This window comes from Bacillus basilensis (assembly GCF_050630465.1).
GTDB lineage: Bacteria > Bacillota > Bacilli > Bacillales > Bacillaceae_G > Bacillus_A > Bacillus_A basilensis.
In genome coordinates this window covers 260462-277460 of the sequence record NZ_JBNTQO010000005.1, presented here as the reverse complement: position 1 = coordinate 277460, position 16999 = coordinate 260462, and the positions used below count along the sequence as shown (strand labels likewise).

Below are 16999 nucleotides of genomic sequence, written 5' to 3'. Positions count from 1 at the left end.
ATTTATCTTGCACCGTTACCGTTCAATACAATTAAAACAGTTTTACATAAAATACGAATGTCCATCCGAATCGTTTTCATTTCAATATACTCCATGTCCAATTTCAATTTTTCTTTCGGATCAAGATTATACCCTCCATTTATTTGTGCCCATCCTGTTAACCCTGGCTTCACGATTAAACGATCCTTGAATTCTGGAATATACGTATCAAATTGTTTATAAAAATACGCTCTCTCTGGTCTAGGTCCAACAAAGGACATATCACCTTTTAAAATATTTAAAAGTTGCGGTAACTCATCAATTCTCGTTTTTCTTATAAATGATCCAACTTTAGTAATTCTTGGATCATTTTCATTTGCCCATTGCGGTCCATTTATTTCAGCATCTTTTACCATCGATCTTAATTTAAATACATTAAATTTCCTCCCGTTTATCCCTAAACGTTCTTGAAAATAGATTGGAGCTCCTGCTGTTTCGAAAGCAATCATAATACAAAAGAACAACATAATTGGTATCGTTACTAGTAACAATATGAGTGAAAATATAATATCAAACAAGCGCTTTATACTTCGATTCAACATACTGGTCTTTGCTTGAGCTGGAATCGTATACAACTTGGCTTGGTTTGTTTCACGAATCATAGATCGTTACCCCCACATTCAAGAATATAAAACTATACCTATTAATTCACATTCTTTCCTCTTTATGTCCGCTATTACTTTTTGCACAGTACGCAGGGAATCTTTTCTCTTTTTAACTGCTAAGACCACTCCATCGCATTTCCCTGTAATAATGTGCGTGGCAGGAAGCTCAAATACTTCAGAGGAATACAAGAAAATGTAATCAAAATCTTCTTTCCACCTCTCAATTGCACGATCAAATTCATCCATAGCAACTAAAGTCGTTCCGGTGTGTACTGTTTTTTTTGCAGGAATACAATATAAGTATTTAGATAAATTACTAGAAAAGGATTCGTAACTACAGGTGGAATCGCTTATTATATCATTCACTGTTTTCGTATGATTGCTTTGTAATAGTAGATGTAGTTTAGGATCAGAAAAATTCACGTCGATAAGTAACACCTTTTTTTTCATTTCCGCAAATACTAGCCCCATATTTACTATAAGCGAAGCAACAACACCTCTATCCTTCGTTGAACTAACTGTGAACACTTGTTTTCCCGATTTTTTCAACTCGTGATACACAGTATAAAACTGCTCTTTCATTAGAGCATCATGCGGATTAAATGGCAGCTGTTTCTTTGTCTTAAACATCGACATGTTCACCTCGATATATAGATGATTGCGGATCAACTTCTGTAGATTTCTTTTTTCTTTTCGGTTTCATATTTATGTGACCAATAACAGAGACTTTTGTTATTTTTTCTAAATCCTGTTCCTCGTATATACGTTCATCAAAATAATCTCGAAATACCGCTAAACCTACCCCAAGAAAAAAACTAACAATTAAAGAGATAGGAATGATAAGTTGAAATTTCGGAAACAACTTTTCAGCTTTTTCTTGTAACTCAGGATCAGTTAATATTTTTATCCCCTGTACATTCGTATACTGTTGAAAGCTTTTTTGAGATTGTTCTGCCAATGACTTTACAATTTCCTTCACGATTTTAGGGTCCGAATCTTTTACTGTAACAGTAACAATTTGTGAATTGTCCATATTCACCACTGAAATTTTTTGTGCTAACTCATAACTTGATTGCTCTAATTTCAAAGTTTTTTTGACTGTTGAAATAATAAGCGGACTTTTTAAAATATCAACATACGAAGTTACGAGCTGCTTATTTTCTTGTGTTTTATTCACTGCATTTTCCTTATTAAACCCATCTAAATTTCCAACAAGAATTTGCGTTGAATATTGATATGAAGGCTTTAATACATACATAGAGATCAAAATTAAAGAGATAGTTAAACAACACATCGTCAAAATGATTGTTACTATCCTTCTTTTCAATAACTGTTGAAAATCTTTCATACTAATTTCTTGCTTCAATTATTTCACCGCCTTTGTTTGAATGGCATCCTGCAACTCACTTTCTACAGATAGTCCTTTCTTTTCTAAATTCGATTGCTTTGTTACATACTTTCCGATCCTGAATGCAAATTTTTCTACAAACAAATAAGAAATCATCGCAAGTATGAACGAAAGAATAAGCGAAAAAATTAAAACAAGAGATAACGGGAATATTTCATGGAGCATGTACATAAGGGAAAATAAAGATATGATATGGTATAAATAAAGACTGTAAGAAATCTTCCCCAAATATAACAAGTATTTATTACGCAGCAAGGATGACAAAGTTGATACTGACAAACTTAATATGACAAATAAACACGCACTTATCGCTACTACGTAGTCTCGAAATATAAAATTATTGAGCAATTTAATTTCTCCAATAAGCCCTTCATACATATAAAGTAAAATCGCAAATAAAAACCATGCAATTTTCTCATTTTTAGTACGATTACTATAAAAAACTATTAAATTATTTTTATACTTCGCAACTAGTGCTCCTAGTAAAAACAGCACCGTGTAATGTGGCGTTAATACATAGCTTGTTAATGTTAAACTCGAGCGAAATAAAAATAATATCACGACAGAGCATATACTAAAACTAAACAATGATAATAATGAATACATCAACGTTTTTCGTAAACAAACCATTAAAACTAACGGGAATATTATTGATATTCGCATTTCATGGACAAGTGACCAAATTACGCCGTTATATGCATCTGTATTATATTTCCCAACCAATAAAATATGTTGCGCTATTAGGCTTAAAGAACCTTCAATCGTCCATGAGCGATTAAACCATTCACTTAAATTAGAAATACCATATTTACTCATTGTAGTTTGGCATAAAATAGCTATAATTATTGCTACGATATATGGAATATATATTCTGCATATACGCTTTACAACAAATGACCTATAGCTATCGTAGTTTTTTTGAATGGATGTATACAAAACAAATCCACTCAAAACAAAAAAGATAATAACAGATTCGTTACCACTACTAAAAATTAGACGAGCAGGCGTTTCTTTTAATAGATAAATAACAAATGGTTTATTATCTTCATAGCTATAATTTTGAAATACTGAAAAAATCATTAAATGATGGCCAATCATTACTACCAATGAAGAAATCCCTCTAATTGAATCCAGTTCTTCATACCTATCCATCGCTTTACATCAACTCCTACTGAAATGATAATAATCATTTCGAAGCGACACCATTATTCATATTCCTCTCCTTTCTTTTCATTCCAATTTTCATTTTAAAGCGATTTTATAGCATAAATTTGAATGTATTGTAACATTTTTTGTAATATTATGAATAGCGAATCTTAAAAATTGGCATATACCAATTTCAACCTCGAAAAATGAGTAATATTGATAGAAAAACACTATAAAAATATCTTGCATATTTACATAAATCAAGAGAGGAATAACGTTTTTTCAATATAAAATAAAAAAGATAGCCTTGTAAGGCTATCTTTTTTATTTTATTTAATTACTGGCACCACTATATGCTACATGTCGTTTCTCAATTCGTTCCTCAATTTCTTTCATATTTTCTTTATTATTTAATAGTGATTGTTTATTTTCAATTAATAATTGTTTAAAAGACTTTCTCACTTTTTTTCTCATTTTCATTGTCCTCCTTGGGGGATGGTTTATATAAAAGATAAAGAATTATCTGGTTGTTCTTATAATAATTGATTGTTGTGAATTCTATTTGAACTTCATATGAAAATTCCACTTATTTTCTGACAACTTTGTGAACACGAAAAAAAAGATCCTCCTACAATCATTTTGAAGTCGATTCATTTGATTATATAAATTGCTAACTTCATCATCTTATATCGATTTATCTTGTCGAAATATTTATATATTTCAAGCTAAGTCCCCTATACTTTCACTTACTAACATACTGTTTTCGAAACAAAAAAGAAGGTGTCACCTAGTCAACGTTCGACTCATGCAACATCCCTCTTACCAAACTATTTACAGCATATTGATTAATATTTCAGGTCTCCCCCAATTCATTTCTTCACATACGAATCGTAGTTTTTCTTCGTTCATTGTGTGTAATCCTTCTTCTAATGAACATGAAATAGGAACTTCACAATGAATTTGTGCTAATTGTAATGAAATATTTAAATTCTCTAAATCACTTTCAATCTTCGTACGCTGTGCTTTCGTTAACGATGATACATTTTCTAGTACGGTTGCTACTGTCCCATGCTCTTGAATAAGCTTGTACGCTGTTTTTTCACCAATACCTTTTACACCTGGATAATTATCACTCGTATCGCCCATGAAAGCTTTCGCATGCACGATTTGCCAAGGTTCTACACCTTTTTCTTCCATAATTTTCTCTGGTGTGTAATATTCGTAATTTCCAATTCCTTTGCGCAAAAGCATAACTGTAACGTTCTTATCGACAAGCTGAAGTAAATCCGTATCACCTGTTAAAATATAAACTTCCGCTTCATTACAATATTGTTTTGCAAGCGTACCGATACAATCATCCGCTTCATACCCTTTCATACCGATGACTGGAATTGATAATTTCGCAGTCATTTCTTGTACTAAATCAAATTGCGGAATTAATTCTTCAGGCGGCGCTGCACGATTCGCTTTATAATTTGAGAACGATTCTGTTCTAAATGTCGTACTTCCCATATCCCAGCATGTTACGATGTGTGTCGGTTCAATTGCTTGCATAGCTGTTAATAAATGTTTCATATAACCATGAATCCCGTTTGTAGGGGTACCATCTTGTCGTTTCATAAATTGTCCGTAGACACTTGTTGCATAAAAAGCACGAAATAATAGTGCCATACCATCAACTAATAATACTTTTTTCATAATCCCTCTCCTACTAAAAAAAAATAATAACCCCACGTCATCACGTAAGGTTATATAAATAGATTACCATTCTACGTTTTTTCAACTTTGTCTATTATACATTGTTTTTGTATATTTAGCATCATTTACACATTAAGACGTTCTACTACAACAAGTATGAAGAATTCCTGAATACGTATTTTTCCCAGTTGAAACAACTACAGCCTTTGCATTTCCACCAACAATATACGTCCCTTTGAAACATACGTTTTCAAGTTCAAGTGGATTATAATCTTTCATTCGTTTTAAAGGAATAAATCGTTTGCGCTCAAGATGATAGCAGCTTTCAAATTTTTCAATACTTACATCGTTTCCTGTTAGCACAGCTTCATTTACTAATAAATCATTCGCATAAATGATACGTACATCTGCTGGTACTGTATCACCTTCTGAAAGAAAAATCATATCGCCAGGAACAAGCTCTTGTACTGGCAAATTCATCATTTTCAATTCACCATTTAAACCTGTTATACTAGAACATTCTACTCGAGACACAGTAATTTTCTCACATTGTAATCCATCACGCACATGTTGTTTTGACAGACCTGGGATCATTCCAGTTAGCTTCATCATTACTTCCGCAATACGCGCTCTTTTTGAAGTTAATTCATTTCGGCCGTATAATTGAATACGTTTTTGTGCCTCTTTCATAGATAATCCGTCTCTTGTTGTTTTAAAATACGCAAATACAGATTTTACATCTCTCGTTGCGATTTCAATTAATAAATCTTTATTTTTTTGAAGCATTGTTTGTTCTTTCATTGATTTTTTACTTAATTTATATGACGTGTTACCCACAGTTTTGTTTGCATATAACATATTATCGTCTCCTCCATTACAACATAGGAAGAAACGCTTTGTTTCTCAATTTATCCACTTTACTGTGAAAGTGTCTAGCGCTTAAACATACATATAAACGCTACATGATGATAAATATAGAGGGAGGAACAAGTCGTTTCCTGCCTACATCATATATTTTTGATTTGAAGTATATGGGTAACGGAACCGAGTCAGAATTTGACATGCTCCTCACCTCCTCGTTTAATTTTATAGTTTATACTATGAAATTACTCATAGCTTGGTAACAAAAAGACCCTTACTCCGAAAAGAGTAAAGGCCATTACATACACAAATAAACGATTCCTAATACAATTAGAAATCTACGGACCTCTCCCTCGCCGAGTTTTAGCACTGTATAGCATAGGTACGTTACCAGCTACGTTAAGAAAAACCTTAATTCGATCATTCCTGTTGACCCATTGGCGTCTCTCGACATTTTTGGGCAGTAGCATTTCTCTATACAGGAGCCTCACCTAACAGAGACTTATTTTATTACATAGAAAATGTTACTCTTATTTAAAATAGATGTCAACACTTTGAATGGAATCTTTTCCTTATTAAAACAACTCCCTCTCATATACACACTATTTCTCTTTCTACTCATTAAATGAATCAAACACACATTTCAAAATTAGTAAAAATAAAAACCTTACGTTTAAACGTAAGGTTTTTAATAAGTTATACAACCAGCAATTACAATCCCAATTGAAAGCGATAAAAACATAAGAAAAAGACCGACTGCTTGATTATCTTCTTCGAGACTTTTATTTATATTAAAGCGTGGTGTAAGCAACTCAGCTAAATAAAAGACGATAATTTGAGCAAAAATCCCAACTGCTCCCCACGAAACCATATCAAGAAGTGAAATGGAATTTGCTGCTGTCGAATATAATACAATAGCTAACCCAAGTAATCGCCCTCCAAGTACATAGCTTACCGCCTTATTTCCTTGGGCCATTAGCTTAAATTCTTTTACTTTCGTTGTCACTTCCATTAGAAAAAGACCAATGCATAAAAGGCCAAGTGTTACTGCTAAATATAATAAAAAATTAATCATATACTTTCCTCCTTTTTTATACCTACTGGTAAATAGTACGATTCATTCCCCGTAATTTTTTCCCCTGCACGAATACCGATACTACTCGCTTTTCCGGCAATTAAAAACGAACCAAACACATACGACAGTTTCTCCATCCCTTTTTCTGTTTCCAAGGATACGACTGGCAGTATTGTATACTTTTGAAAAATCGGCAGTGACGCCTTATACGTTTGATATGCATTTTGAAGCATAATATGTTCGTCCTTATCACGAATGGTAATTGTGTCTCCTTCTCTACCAAATGAAGGCTTTTGAACGAAAGAATCTTTTCCTAAAAATAAATCTGGTTCTAAGTATGTAGGTAACATATATTCTTTAATCCACTGTTGTTCCTCATTTGTATAAAAGGCCTCTTCTTCTGCTAATCCCCAAATAAGACACTGAACTGATTTAGGCTGAAGTAAAAATGCTGACAATGGATTGATTATAAAAAGCTTTCCGGCTTTTACAAGTTCCAACAGTTCCACACCTACCAAATCTCCTGTTTCAGGATCTTGATCCTCAATTAAATCTTCTATCGGATATGTTTGGCGATATAACACATCAATCTGTACCCCATCCCTATCCACTAAAGCATCTTTTGTAATTCTAAGTTCTGACATTGGCACCACTTTATTTTCAACATGGCATAATTGACTCAAATACACAGTCGTATTCCAATCCTCAACATGTTCATGATGTGCTGTAAAAACAACATTTGGGTTGTCTATTCCCTTTGTCGCTTCCGTAACGGCTTTTGTAACACCAGAAGATAGTAGCCGTTCTTGATCCGAGTTTGGATCATCATAGCCTAGTTGCTCGCAAACTTTCCCATTCATTTGAAAGCATTCCATAATAAAAGTTGGTGTATCACTATTAAATTCGAGCATTTTAATTTGGTTACCATCTGTTAAAACGAAATCAAACCGCGAAATAACAGATTCAGGATATAATCCTTTCATTCTAATGAACGATAAGCTTGCAGGAGGAAACCCGAGTTCAATAAGCTGTTCGTCGCTTAAATTGCGCAGAAGTCTAGCAGTCTTAAAAAATATTTTCCCCATTCGTTCAGTTGCTAACTGTAATTGTTTCATAGTCTCGTTTGTTATAGAGAAAACATGAAACAAACTATATTCACATTCATATAAATCCGACCAAAAATTCGGATATTTCGAATAAAATTCTTTTCGATCCCTTATGTATTGCGACATATTTTAGCCCCCAAATCCTCCCTTTGAACCGCTTCCAATTCCACCTTTAAATTCCGCAGACGATTGATAAGATTTAAACGCCGATGAATTTTTGAAAGTGGATTTATTTTGATAGTATCTTCCACCATAGAAGTAATGCCCACGATATCCTGAACTACTATCATCACACTGCCATACCCCAAGTTCATCATCCCAATCCCAATCTGAACAACTATTATCATTCGGTTTTGGGGGAAGATCTTGCGCGCAGCCAAATAAAGTGCCAGTCATTAAAGACGTTACGACACCACCTACTAGCCATTTCGTTTTTGTCACCTTCGCACTCCCCTTTTTAAATTCTATTCCTATTATATAGGATAGCATGATAAAGTAGAAGAAAAAGGAAGAAGAGGGATAAAATGCGCTTAGAATATCGACTTAATGATGAAACGAAAGAGTATCCTGCTTTATGGAACTACGCAAATATTTCTAATTCTGAAATCATCGCACGCATGACTTGTGAATATTTTATAAAAGATAAAAATACATATGTTGTTACTGCAACTTCTGTAGATCCAGACGGAACAGCAGTTATATATATTCAAAAAGAAGAGTTTGCAAATGACCCTTCAGACCCGACATACTCCCACATCGGTTTTGAAGTTAGAGAACTAAGTGAAACGAGTTCAAGCATAATAGATAGTAAAGATGTATGGAACTATGAAGAGATTTTGCCATCTCTTCATTCAGATATTATCTATATTCAGCGCGACGGCATGCATATGGAGTTTACTTTAGATTCAAGAGAGATTGATGAAGACAGAAAGTGCTATATTTATTATGGAAACTTTACAGGTGAATCGAGATAACATGAATATATGTATGCAACAAAAAAACCTTACGTATAAAACGTAAGGTTTTTATTTAGCCCCACATATGCCGTTCTCTCTAGATGTCCATAAACCTGCTCTCACAGGTGGATGCTCTCACAAATGTTTGTAACTTCCTTCTTAAAAAGATGGCATGTTAGCTACATTTAAATATCGAACTTCCATATTAAACTTATTGGTTTAAGACATGCATAAGCTACGTACACCGTAGGAATTTTATATAATGTTAGTTGAAATAAGACCCCCGCACGTGCCGCTCCTCGTAAATGTCCAAAAACCCGCTACTCGCAGGTGGATGCCCTCACAGTTACCGTACATCTTCCTCCACAAGGAAGGCTTGATGATGGTCGCTAAATATTGAGCTTCCGTATAACTAACATCGGTTTTAGACATAAATAAGTTACGTACACCGCAGGATGTATTATTTACTTGTCGTTATATTATCACATTGTTTCCAATGTGTAAAATACAAAGTTTTTCGAGCAATCTCTTGCTTGTGTCCTTATTTTAATACAAATTATTTTTGCATGCAAGTGATTAATCTTCTTCTTTTGCAATTTGATTTTCTGGATAAGAAATCCAATCACTCCAGCTACCTGCATACAATTTAACATTTTGAAATCCAGCTAATTTTAATGCAAGGATATTTGGACATGCCGTAACACCAGAACCACAATATACAATTGTTTCCTTATCTTTCGAAAGATTTTGGAATCGTTCTTGTTGCTGAGCTTCATTCTTAAATTGTCCTGATTGTACAATTCCATCCTTCCAAAAATAGTTTACAGCTGTCGGAATATGTCCTGCTTTTGGATCAACAAGTTCCTCTATACCAGCATAACGTTTTGGTTCTCTAGAATCAATTAACGTAACATCTGCACCTGCATGAATATTCTCTCTAACCGTTTCCATCGTTACAAGCATATGATCTTGTATATTGGCTTTGAATGTTTTTCGTATAGCAACCGGAATTTCCGTTGTTATCGGTAGTCCATTCTCTTTCCAAGCTGGAAATCCGCCATCTAATATATATACTTTCTCATGTCCTACATAGTTTAATAACCACCATACACGAGAAGCATTTGCACCCGCTTGACTGTCATATGCAATTACTGTCGTATGTTCATCAATACCAGCTTGCGAAAGCTTGTCTGCAAACTCCTTAATGTTTGGCAACGGATGACGACCACCATGTTCTGTTATTGGACTTGATAAATCTAAATTTAAATCTAAATATAACGCATGAGGAATATGTTCTTCCTCATACTTTTCTCTACCCCAATTAGGATTCGCTAAATCAAAACGACAATCGATTATACGGACATTCTCATCTTCTATATGCTCACGTAACCATTCGACTGTAACTATCATCTTTAACGACCTTCTTTCTCTTGCAAACGACTTACATACTCCATAACCATTTCTTCTGTAACATATTTACGCTGTAGTGTAACACCATTTTTTGCAAGATCATTAATTTGCTTTGTTACAACATTAATGACATCAACCGAAAATTCTTTCCCATTTGACGCAAGAGATACGGCTGCTTCAATAGCTGCTTCACGCTGCGCATCTAATTGTAAACATGCTTTTACACTTTCATTTTGTTTACGAGAATGTGCTGTAATTGCTTTATGTACTTCCATCTTCTCTTCCCCCTAAATAAGTTATACGTTCTAATTCAATTCCATTGCAAGTCGAATCATATCTCGGCATACAATCCCATTTTCAATAATCTCTTCTTCATAATGCTTCGAAAAGTAATCAAAATCAATAGAAAAAATACGAAATCCACATTTTTGATAGAAAGCAAGTTGTGAAACACTAGAATTGCCTGTACCAACTTCAAGTTGTGACATACCATGTTCCTTAGCTGTTTCTACCGCATGCTTTAATAATTTCTTTCCAATACCTTTTCCTTGCATATGCTCTGCAACCGCAATATTCATAATTTCCATCGTCTTCGGTCTTGTTTCCAAAAGAACATATACACCGATAACACTCTCCTCTTGCTTAGCTACATATGTTAACCCTCTTTGTACATATGTATCAATTTGCTGGTCGCTTGGATCAGCAAGCAATAATAAAGGCTTCGGTATTGCTTCTTTCGAAATATACTCTATTACTACACCCATAAAAATTCCCCCTTCTCTATTGTTCTAAACCCTCCTTGTCTACCATAAGTAATAGAAAGGAGGGATTCATCATGGACAACAATGAGAAAAAATGCAACGTCATCTCTATTGATGGAAAGAAGAAGAAAAGCGACACGTATTCCTATCCAAAATTAGTAGTAGAAAACAAAACATATGAATTTTCTTCATTCGTCTTATGCGGTGAAACACCAGACGGCAGACGACTCGTTCTTACTCATATGATTTCTACCGATGAATTTGCTGGGTTTGTCAAATCTTTAGATACGGTACTACAAAAGAAAATTGAACGAATCTTTTTCTCATAACGACTATATCACATAAATTTCTTTTTCAATCTCTACTAACTGCTTTTGCAATTGTTCTTTACTTTGTTCATATAGTGATACATCAATTGTTTCAGCCAATGCAAATAATACACTTTCATAATAGTTCATCACATCTTGCTGCATCACTTTTTGGAATAGGTTCCATTTCAAATCCCACTCTTGCTTATAATGATGAACAAATAAATCTTTTTCATCAGCTACATAGTTTGATACGAATGGTTCTAATACAGCTTTAGCCTCTTCTTGCATGAAAGCTTTATCATTTTTTTCAAAAAAGCTTTTTTCATTTTTAAAATGTGCCAGTGCTTTTTTGAAATCTTTTATTTCAACTGAAGGGAACGGTTCTTTATGTGTAATATCTTTATATTCATAATCCACTGTTCCACTCATAGAAATTGATTCATTTTCTACTTTACAGTTCACCACAATTTCATTCTTTGCACGCTTCATCGCTTCATCTATCCATTTTTCAAGGCGTAACGACGTCGCACGCATTTCTTGTAATAAATCATGCTGAATAAATGCTACTAATTCCATAACGCACTGCTGCAACTGCACTTTCACATTTCCATCCGTTCGAAGCGATGCTGGATTAATAAATTCAGTAAACACATCGTTATAGCGTAGGAATAGACGTTGGTGTACATAATAAAGCAATTCTTTCACTTCATTTTGCATCGCCTGTTCTTCAGCAAGCACACTATATGATGAAATAATATGAAGTAGTTGATCACGCTCTGCTTCATATTTTTTCGTTTGCTTCTCTTTCTCTTCATTCCCCTGCTTTGCACCATTTATCATATTTACTAAAAGCTGATCTGCTCCCTGCAACGCACCATATAAAGCATGAACAGATACGAGCATTAAATCTCTCATCATAAAGGATGTAAATGATTCCTCAAACTTAGCAATCCCAGAGTTTTGTAAAATACCGTACTTCTCTTTTTCAATATTCTTTCCTTGTTTCTCTTCAAGCGCACATAAACTTGAAATTGCAAATAAACGCGGATTTCTAATACCGTATTGCAGTAGCTGGTCTGCGATATAACCTTTTACCATTTCAAGCTCATCTTCAGACTCTGCTAAATCGGCCGCATTAATTAAGAAGAACATTTTATCAAGAGCAAAAGTATCCTTTACACGACCAAGCTGAATTAAAAATTCACGGTCAGCACGAGAGAACACATGGTTATAATACGTTACAAATAAAATAGCATCTGCGTTTTTAATATACTGGAATGCAACGTCTGTATGGCGGGCGTTAATAGAATCTGCTCCAGGTGTATCTACAAGCGCTACTCCTTGCCTTGTTAAAGCACAATCATAATAAAGCTCCATATACTCAACAAAACACGATTTTTCTTCATTCGCTACATAATCAGAAAACTCTTCTAATGTAACTTGTACTTGCTTCCCTAAATATGCAGAAACCGTATCATACCCTTTTTGTACCGCTCGTAAAAAGCTAAATGTTGTTTTTTGCTTCCCAGTTGGTGAAGGATATTTCATAACTTTATCAATTTGTGCTAACGCTTCATCTAACGTCGTAATCTCATAATGAAACAGCTTGTAAACAGCTTTCATATCCTCTAATAGAGCTTGCTTTGATTTAAATTGAACCATTACTGTTCCATGTGGTTTTTCCTCTGTAACAGGCAAAATTTGATTAATCGTTGCCGTCGTCGGATTTGGTGATACTGGAAGTACCTTCTCACCAAGCAATGCATTGGCAAATGATGATTTCCCAGCACTAAAAGCTCCGAATAACGCTACTGTAAATTGTTTCGTTTCCACACGACGCCTTTTCTCTATTACCTCTTGCTGTACATGTTTCAGTGTAGACAATGGTTCTAATATCGTTTCAGCTTTCTTCACTTTCTCTAATATACGCTGAATATTTAAAGCTGCCGTTCCTTTTATCTCTTCTTCATGAGCTACTACGTTATCATTTACAATTTCCTGCTCTTGTAATGTGAATTTTTCACTAACAATTTGTTTTTCACTTTGCAATATGTCCTCTATTTGCAATCCTTCTGGCGTAGCAACACGCTCGTGCCAAATATTTTGCAAATAACTTTCATATGTCTCCAAATTGTTACTGTATTGTAATTTCGTTTCTTTTGCCGTTTGCAACATCGTATATGTTTCAATCTCTTCTTCAATACGAGCAACTGCTTCTTTCACCTTTTGCTTTAAAACGACCGCACTTTTATCAAAAATTTGCTGTGCTTTTATAAAATAACGCTTCTTTAGTTCATTCGCTACATCCGCTGTATAAAGAAGTAAGTAATCACCAGTAAAACCTGCGCCTTGTTTAATTACTTCAGCCAACATTTCTGGTCCGAAAGCAATTTCTAAAGCATATATGTCTTTCCCAATTTCCTCTGTGAACAATCCTTCTTCTTTTAAGAAGGCAACAATAAATTCTTTCACATGAAAATCAAGTTGCGTTTCAACAGTCTTTTGTAAAGCAGAATAAAAAGCATCAACACGTCTCTGTTTTTCTTGCTCCGTCTTTCCTTTCGCAAATAGCAAACCGACCTTAAATTTTGTTAATTTCGTTTCTAAATACGCATTTGCCAATTCTCTCATTTCAAATGGCATTAAATACGCGTTATCTAATATAGCTTGTAAACCTTTTATAAATTCATTTCTCACATGAGATTCTTTACCGGCCTCACGATTTTTATTTTCCGTTAGCCCTTCTTTTTTTTCAACTACTTCTGCAATGGAAAGTGGTGATGCCAACTCTTCCTCATATTTCAAAAGAGCTTTTTCATTTTCAGAAAGAATAAACGAGAAATGTTCCCCCATTAAATATTCTGTTTCTCTTTCCATTCCATCTCTTACATACTGCTCTTTTTCTTTCATAATAGAAGTAATTAATGTTTCTAAGCTTTCAATTTCATTATGTGGATGGTTCATCATTCGTAACGACGTATAATAAACGCCATCTACTTCAATATCCCAGTTAGAGAACGATTGTTGTACACTATCTTTATAATCCTCAAACGATAATTCATTTTCTTTATGTTTATCTATTTGATTTACAACGAGATAAACCGTTTTATTACGTTGTTTCAATTCTTTAACGAATTGCAAATTCACTTCCGATTGAACGTGATTGTAATCCATCATATAAAAAATCACATCTGCTAGATGCAGCGTTGATTCTGTCGCTAGTTGATGGGCATCATCTGTTGAATCAATCCCTGGTGTATCAACTAACATAACACCCTCAGGAATTGGCGCATCATTCCGATAAATATGAACACCAATTACCTCATCGCCATCTTTACAAATTTGCTTTAATTCTTCTGCTGAATATGCACCGTCATATTCGTACTGCTCTCCAGATTTAACTGTTACAACAACACGATCCATTCCTTTTTCAATTTTAACGACGTTAGCGCTTGTCGGAATTGGACTTGTCGGTAACAACTGCGCTTTATATAGATGATTCATCATCGTTGATTTTCCTGCAGAGAAGTGACCGCAGAACGCTATCATAAGCTGCTCTCGTTTATATTTTTGAATCACTTCAAACAACTTTAAGCTATTTTCTGCATCGCCGTGTTTTTGCCACTCTTCATAAAAACAAACAAGTTTTTTCATACCGTTTGTCTGTACTATGTTTGTCATCCCCTTGTTCCCCTTTATCCAAGATGTATATACTTTTCCCCGCTATTTGCGAGCTCATAATCAGTGAGAGATACACCTACCCATTGATTACAGTTTCACTTTACTATCATACTAAATTTTCAGCATATTCTCATTAAAAATAAAAAATCCCTTTCATTCTTTTTACAAATGAAAGGGATTTTATGTCATATTACTCATTTTGCTGTTCCTACTCCATTTAAAACATACTTTGCAATAACTGCATATACAGCAACTGTACCTGCTACTAATGCATATACCATACTCATGCACCAACCTTTTTTGATAATGATTATCACTTTTGAATACATTTTATCATTAAAGAGAATCATTATCAACAATTTTCATAAAGAAAGCCCCTTATAAGAAGGAGCTTCACTGCCTGTTTTGAAGAAGGTTAAAACTTGTTGTGCATTCTTATTATATCTCATCTTACATAACTTAATAGTTAAAAAAAATGGAAATCCACCCTCCCCCCCCATCTTACATTTTGTATAATAAAAGGGAATTACTTAACAAGGAGGAAAATAATGACACAAAATATTTCACAAGGCGAGAGGATACACTCCATCGATATTATTAGAGGAATAGCGGTACTTGGTATTTTTCTTGTTAACTGGCCTGTTATCGCCGGGATTGACTCACGTGATCTTTCAGGAGTTTATGAGGGGCTAGATAGCTATATCCGTCTATTCTACGATATGTTTATTCAAACAAAGTTTTATACTATCTTTTCGTTTTTATTCGGTCTAGGCTTTTACATTTTTATGACTCGTGCTGAAGCGAAAACAGATCGACCAAAAACTTTATTTGTTCGTCGCTTACTTATTTTATTATTATTTGGTTTCTTACATTACGTTCTTTTATGGGACGGAGACATTTTACATAGTTATGCAATCGCTGGATTTTTCTTATTTTTATTTTATAAGAGAGAACCTCGTACCATTTTAATATGGGCCATCGTTTTATTAAGTATTTTTCAATTTCTTATGCTAATTGCTAGCATTGGTATTGCCTTTATGCCAAAGGAGGAACTTGGGTTATCCTTACCAATCATGCCACTTGAAGACTGGGTTTCACAAATACAAAATCGTTTCCATGCATTTTATGCTAATGGAATAGGGCTAAATATTTCAATGCTACCAGAAACACTCGGATTATTTTTACTCGGTTTATATGCTGGTAAAAAAGACATTTTCCGTCGTACGAAAGAGTTAGACCCAAAACTAAAAAAATGGCAAATCATTATGTTCGTTTTAACATTACCGTTTTGGTTTTTTATGGTTCGTTATTTCTTATCAACATCGTCATATGAACCACTTTATATGCAAGGACTTGCAATGTTTAGCGGGAAAACATTATTCATATTCTACATTTTCACGCTCATGCGTTTATTACGAAAAGAAAGATGGCAAACATTATTACGTCCATTCCAGTACGTTGGTCGAATGGCGTTAACAAATTACATCTCGCATACAATTGTTACATTACTTGTATTCGGACTACTGTTTAAAAATTATTATCCTGCTCCATTATGGGTAGGACCACTATTCTGCATCGGTTTCTACACGTTACAAATCTTTATTAGCCGCTGGTGGCTGTCACGTTATCAATACGGGCCACTTGAATATATATGGCGCCTTGGTACGTATGGAAAAATGATGCCACTTAAAAAGAAAAGCAAGGTCTCGTAACGAGACCTTGCTTTTTTATGCTTCTCTTACCGCACTTTGTATCGAGTGTTCTAGTTGCAACATTTGAAGTAGCACTAACTAAACTGTTTTATTTGATGTAAGGGGGCAAAATGTAACTGTGGAAATATTAAAAGAGACTAGAGAAGAAATAACATGATAGATTATTACAAATAAAAAAAGAACTTTATTCAAGTTCTTTTAATCTACGATACAGGGCGGCTTAACTCAAA

17 protein-coding genes, 2 other RNA genes and 1 riboswitch are annotated in these 16999 nt (G+C 34.2%); of the genes, 3 read left to right on the top strand and 16 right to left on the bottom strand.

Annotated features, from left to right (window positions below; translation table 11 throughout):
• Nucleotides 1-2: 2 nt before the first annotated feature.
• From ACQVV1_RS13410 to ACQVV1_RS13365, 10 genes are all read right to left on the bottom strand, one after another.
• Nucleotides 3-641 (bottom strand): sugar transferase, encoded by a 639-nt coding sequence (locus ACQVV1_RS13410; RefSeq protein ID WP_098556792.1) that lies wholly within the window; start codon nucleotides 639-641, stop codon nucleotides 3-5.
• Between the two features lie 18 nt (nucleotides 642-659).
• Complete coding sequence (locus ACQVV1_RS13405) at nucleotides 660-1280, bottom strand: CpsD/CapB family tyrosine-protein kinase (RefSeq protein WP_431168958.1); 621 nt, start codon at nucleotides 1278-1280, stop codon at nucleotides 660-662.
• A complete protein-coding gene (locus ACQVV1_RS13400; protein ID WP_431168957.1) occupies nucleotides 1267-2010 on the bottom strand; it encodes a YveK family protein in 744 nt (247 codons plus the stop codon). Before ACQVV1_RS13400 ends, ACQVV1_RS13405 begins: the two co-directional genes overlap by 14 nt.
• On the bottom strand, nucleotides 2011-3204 hold the full coding sequence (locus ACQVV1_RS13395) for an acyltransferase family protein (RefSeq protein ID WP_098556798.1): 1194 nt from the start codon (nucleotides 3202-3204) through the stop codon (nucleotides 2011-2013).
• Between the two features lie 327 nt (nucleotides 3205-3531).
• Nucleotides 3532-3672: an FbpB family small basic protein gene (locus ACQVV1_RS13390; protein ID WP_001228048.1), complete on the bottom strand. Its 141-nt coding sequence runs from the start codon at nucleotides 3670-3672 to the stop codon at nucleotides 3532-3534.
• A 357-nt stretch (nucleotides 3673-4029) separates the two neighbouring features.
• Entirely contained in the window at nucleotides 4030-4896 is an 867-nt protein-coding gene (locus ACQVV1_RS13385) for a 5'-3' exonuclease (protein WP_060630229.1), read from the bottom strand.
• Between the two features lie 132 nt (nucleotides 4897-5028).
• Nucleotides 5029-5754, bottom strand: a complete 726-nt coding sequence (locus tag ACQVV1_RS13380) for a P-type ATPase actuator domain-containing protein (RefSeq protein WP_098555657.1) — start codon at nucleotides 5752-5754, stop codon at nucleotides 5029-5031.
• A gap of 343 nt (nucleotides 5755-6097) precedes the next feature.
• Nucleotides 6098-6263, bottom strand: a riboswitch (M-box (ykoK) riboswitch).
• A gap of 182 nt (nucleotides 6264-6445) precedes the next feature.
• Nucleotides 6446-6832: a DUF350 domain-containing protein gene (locus ACQVV1_RS13375; protein ID WP_242251236.1), complete on the bottom strand. Its 387-nt coding sequence runs from the start codon at nucleotides 6830-6832 to the stop codon at nucleotides 6446-6448.
• Nucleotides 6829-8064 carry a glutathionylspermidine synthase family protein gene (locus ACQVV1_RS13370; RefSeq protein WP_242251235.1) on the bottom strand — a complete coding sequence of 412 codons (1236 nt, stop codon included), beginning with the start codon at nucleotides 8062-8064 and terminating at the stop codon, nucleotides 6829-6831. Before ACQVV1_RS13370 ends, ACQVV1_RS13375 begins: the two co-directional genes overlap by 4 nt.
• A 3-nt stretch (nucleotides 8065-8067) precedes the next feature.
• Nucleotides 8068-8379, bottom strand: a complete 312-nt coding sequence (locus tag ACQVV1_RS13365; RefSeq protein ID WP_000169030.1) for a hypothetical protein — start codon at nucleotides 8377-8379, stop codon at nucleotides 8068-8070.
• 83 nt (nucleotides 8380-8462) lie between these two features.
• Here ACQVV1_RS13365 and ACQVV1_RS13360 point away from each other — a divergent pair, with 83 nt between their 5' ends.
• Nucleotides 8463-8912, top strand: a complete 450-nt coding sequence (locus ACQVV1_RS13360; RefSeq protein ID WP_242251234.1) for a hypothetical protein — start codon at nucleotides 8463-8465, stop codon at nucleotides 8910-8912.
• Nucleotides 8913-8966: 54 nt separating this feature from the next.
• Here the strand turns inward: ACQVV1_RS13360 and ssrS (ACQVV1_RS13355) are convergent.
• From ssrS (ACQVV1_RS13355) to ACQVV1_RS13335, 5 genes are all read right to left on the bottom strand, one after another.
• Nucleotides 8967-9150: non-coding RNA, 6S RNA (gene ssrS / locus ACQVV1_RS13355), on the bottom strand.
• A 21-nt stretch (nucleotides 9151-9171) separates the two neighbouring features.
• Nucleotides 9172-9354: non-coding RNA, 6S RNA (gene ssrS, locus ACQVV1_RS13350), on the bottom strand.
• 116 nt (nucleotides 9355-9470) lie between these two features.
• Entirely contained in the window at nucleotides 9471-10304 is an 834-nt protein-coding gene (locus tag ACQVV1_RS13345; RefSeq protein WP_242251233.1) for a sulfurtransferase, read from the bottom strand.
• Nucleotides 10305-10306: 2 nt separating this feature from the next.
• Nucleotides 10307-10579, bottom strand: a complete 273-nt coding sequence (locus tag ACQVV1_RS13340; RefSeq protein ID WP_000451820.1) for a YpbS family protein — start codon at nucleotides 10577-10579, stop codon at nucleotides 10307-10309.
• A gap of 30 nt (nucleotides 10580-10609) precedes the next feature.
• Entirely contained in the window at nucleotides 10610-11068 is a 459-nt protein-coding gene (locus tag ACQVV1_RS13335) for a GNAT family N-acetyltransferase (protein ID WP_242251232.1), read from the bottom strand.
• A 71-nt stretch (nucleotides 11069-11139) separates the two neighbouring features.
• Between ACQVV1_RS13335 and ACQVV1_RS13330 the strand changes: the two genes are divergently transcribed.
• Nucleotides 11140-11394, top strand: coding sequence for a DUF3931 domain-containing protein (locus ACQVV1_RS13330; protein WP_000369740.1), 255 nt, complete (start codon nucleotides 11140-11142; stop codon nucleotides 11392-11394).
• 3 nt (nucleotides 11395-11397) lie between these two features.
• Here ACQVV1_RS13330 and ACQVV1_RS13325 read toward each other — a convergent pair whose 3' ends face one another.
• The gene (locus tag ACQVV1_RS13325; protein ID WP_431168956.1) at nucleotides 11398-15057 is read right to left on the bottom strand and encodes a dynamin family protein; all 3660 of its coding nucleotides are present in this window, start codon (nucleotides 15055-15057) and stop codon (nucleotides 11398-11400) included.
• 548 nt (nucleotides 15058-15605) lie between these two features.
• On the opposite strand from ACQVV1_RS13325, the gene ACQVV1_RS13320 reads away from it, so the two are divergent.
• Nucleotides 15606-16769, top strand: a complete 1164-nt coding sequence (locus tag ACQVV1_RS13320) for a DUF418 domain-containing protein (RefSeq protein WP_242251229.1) — start codon at nucleotides 15606-15608, stop codon at nucleotides 16767-16769.
• The last annotated feature ends 230 nt before the right edge of the window (nucleotides 16770-16999 follow it).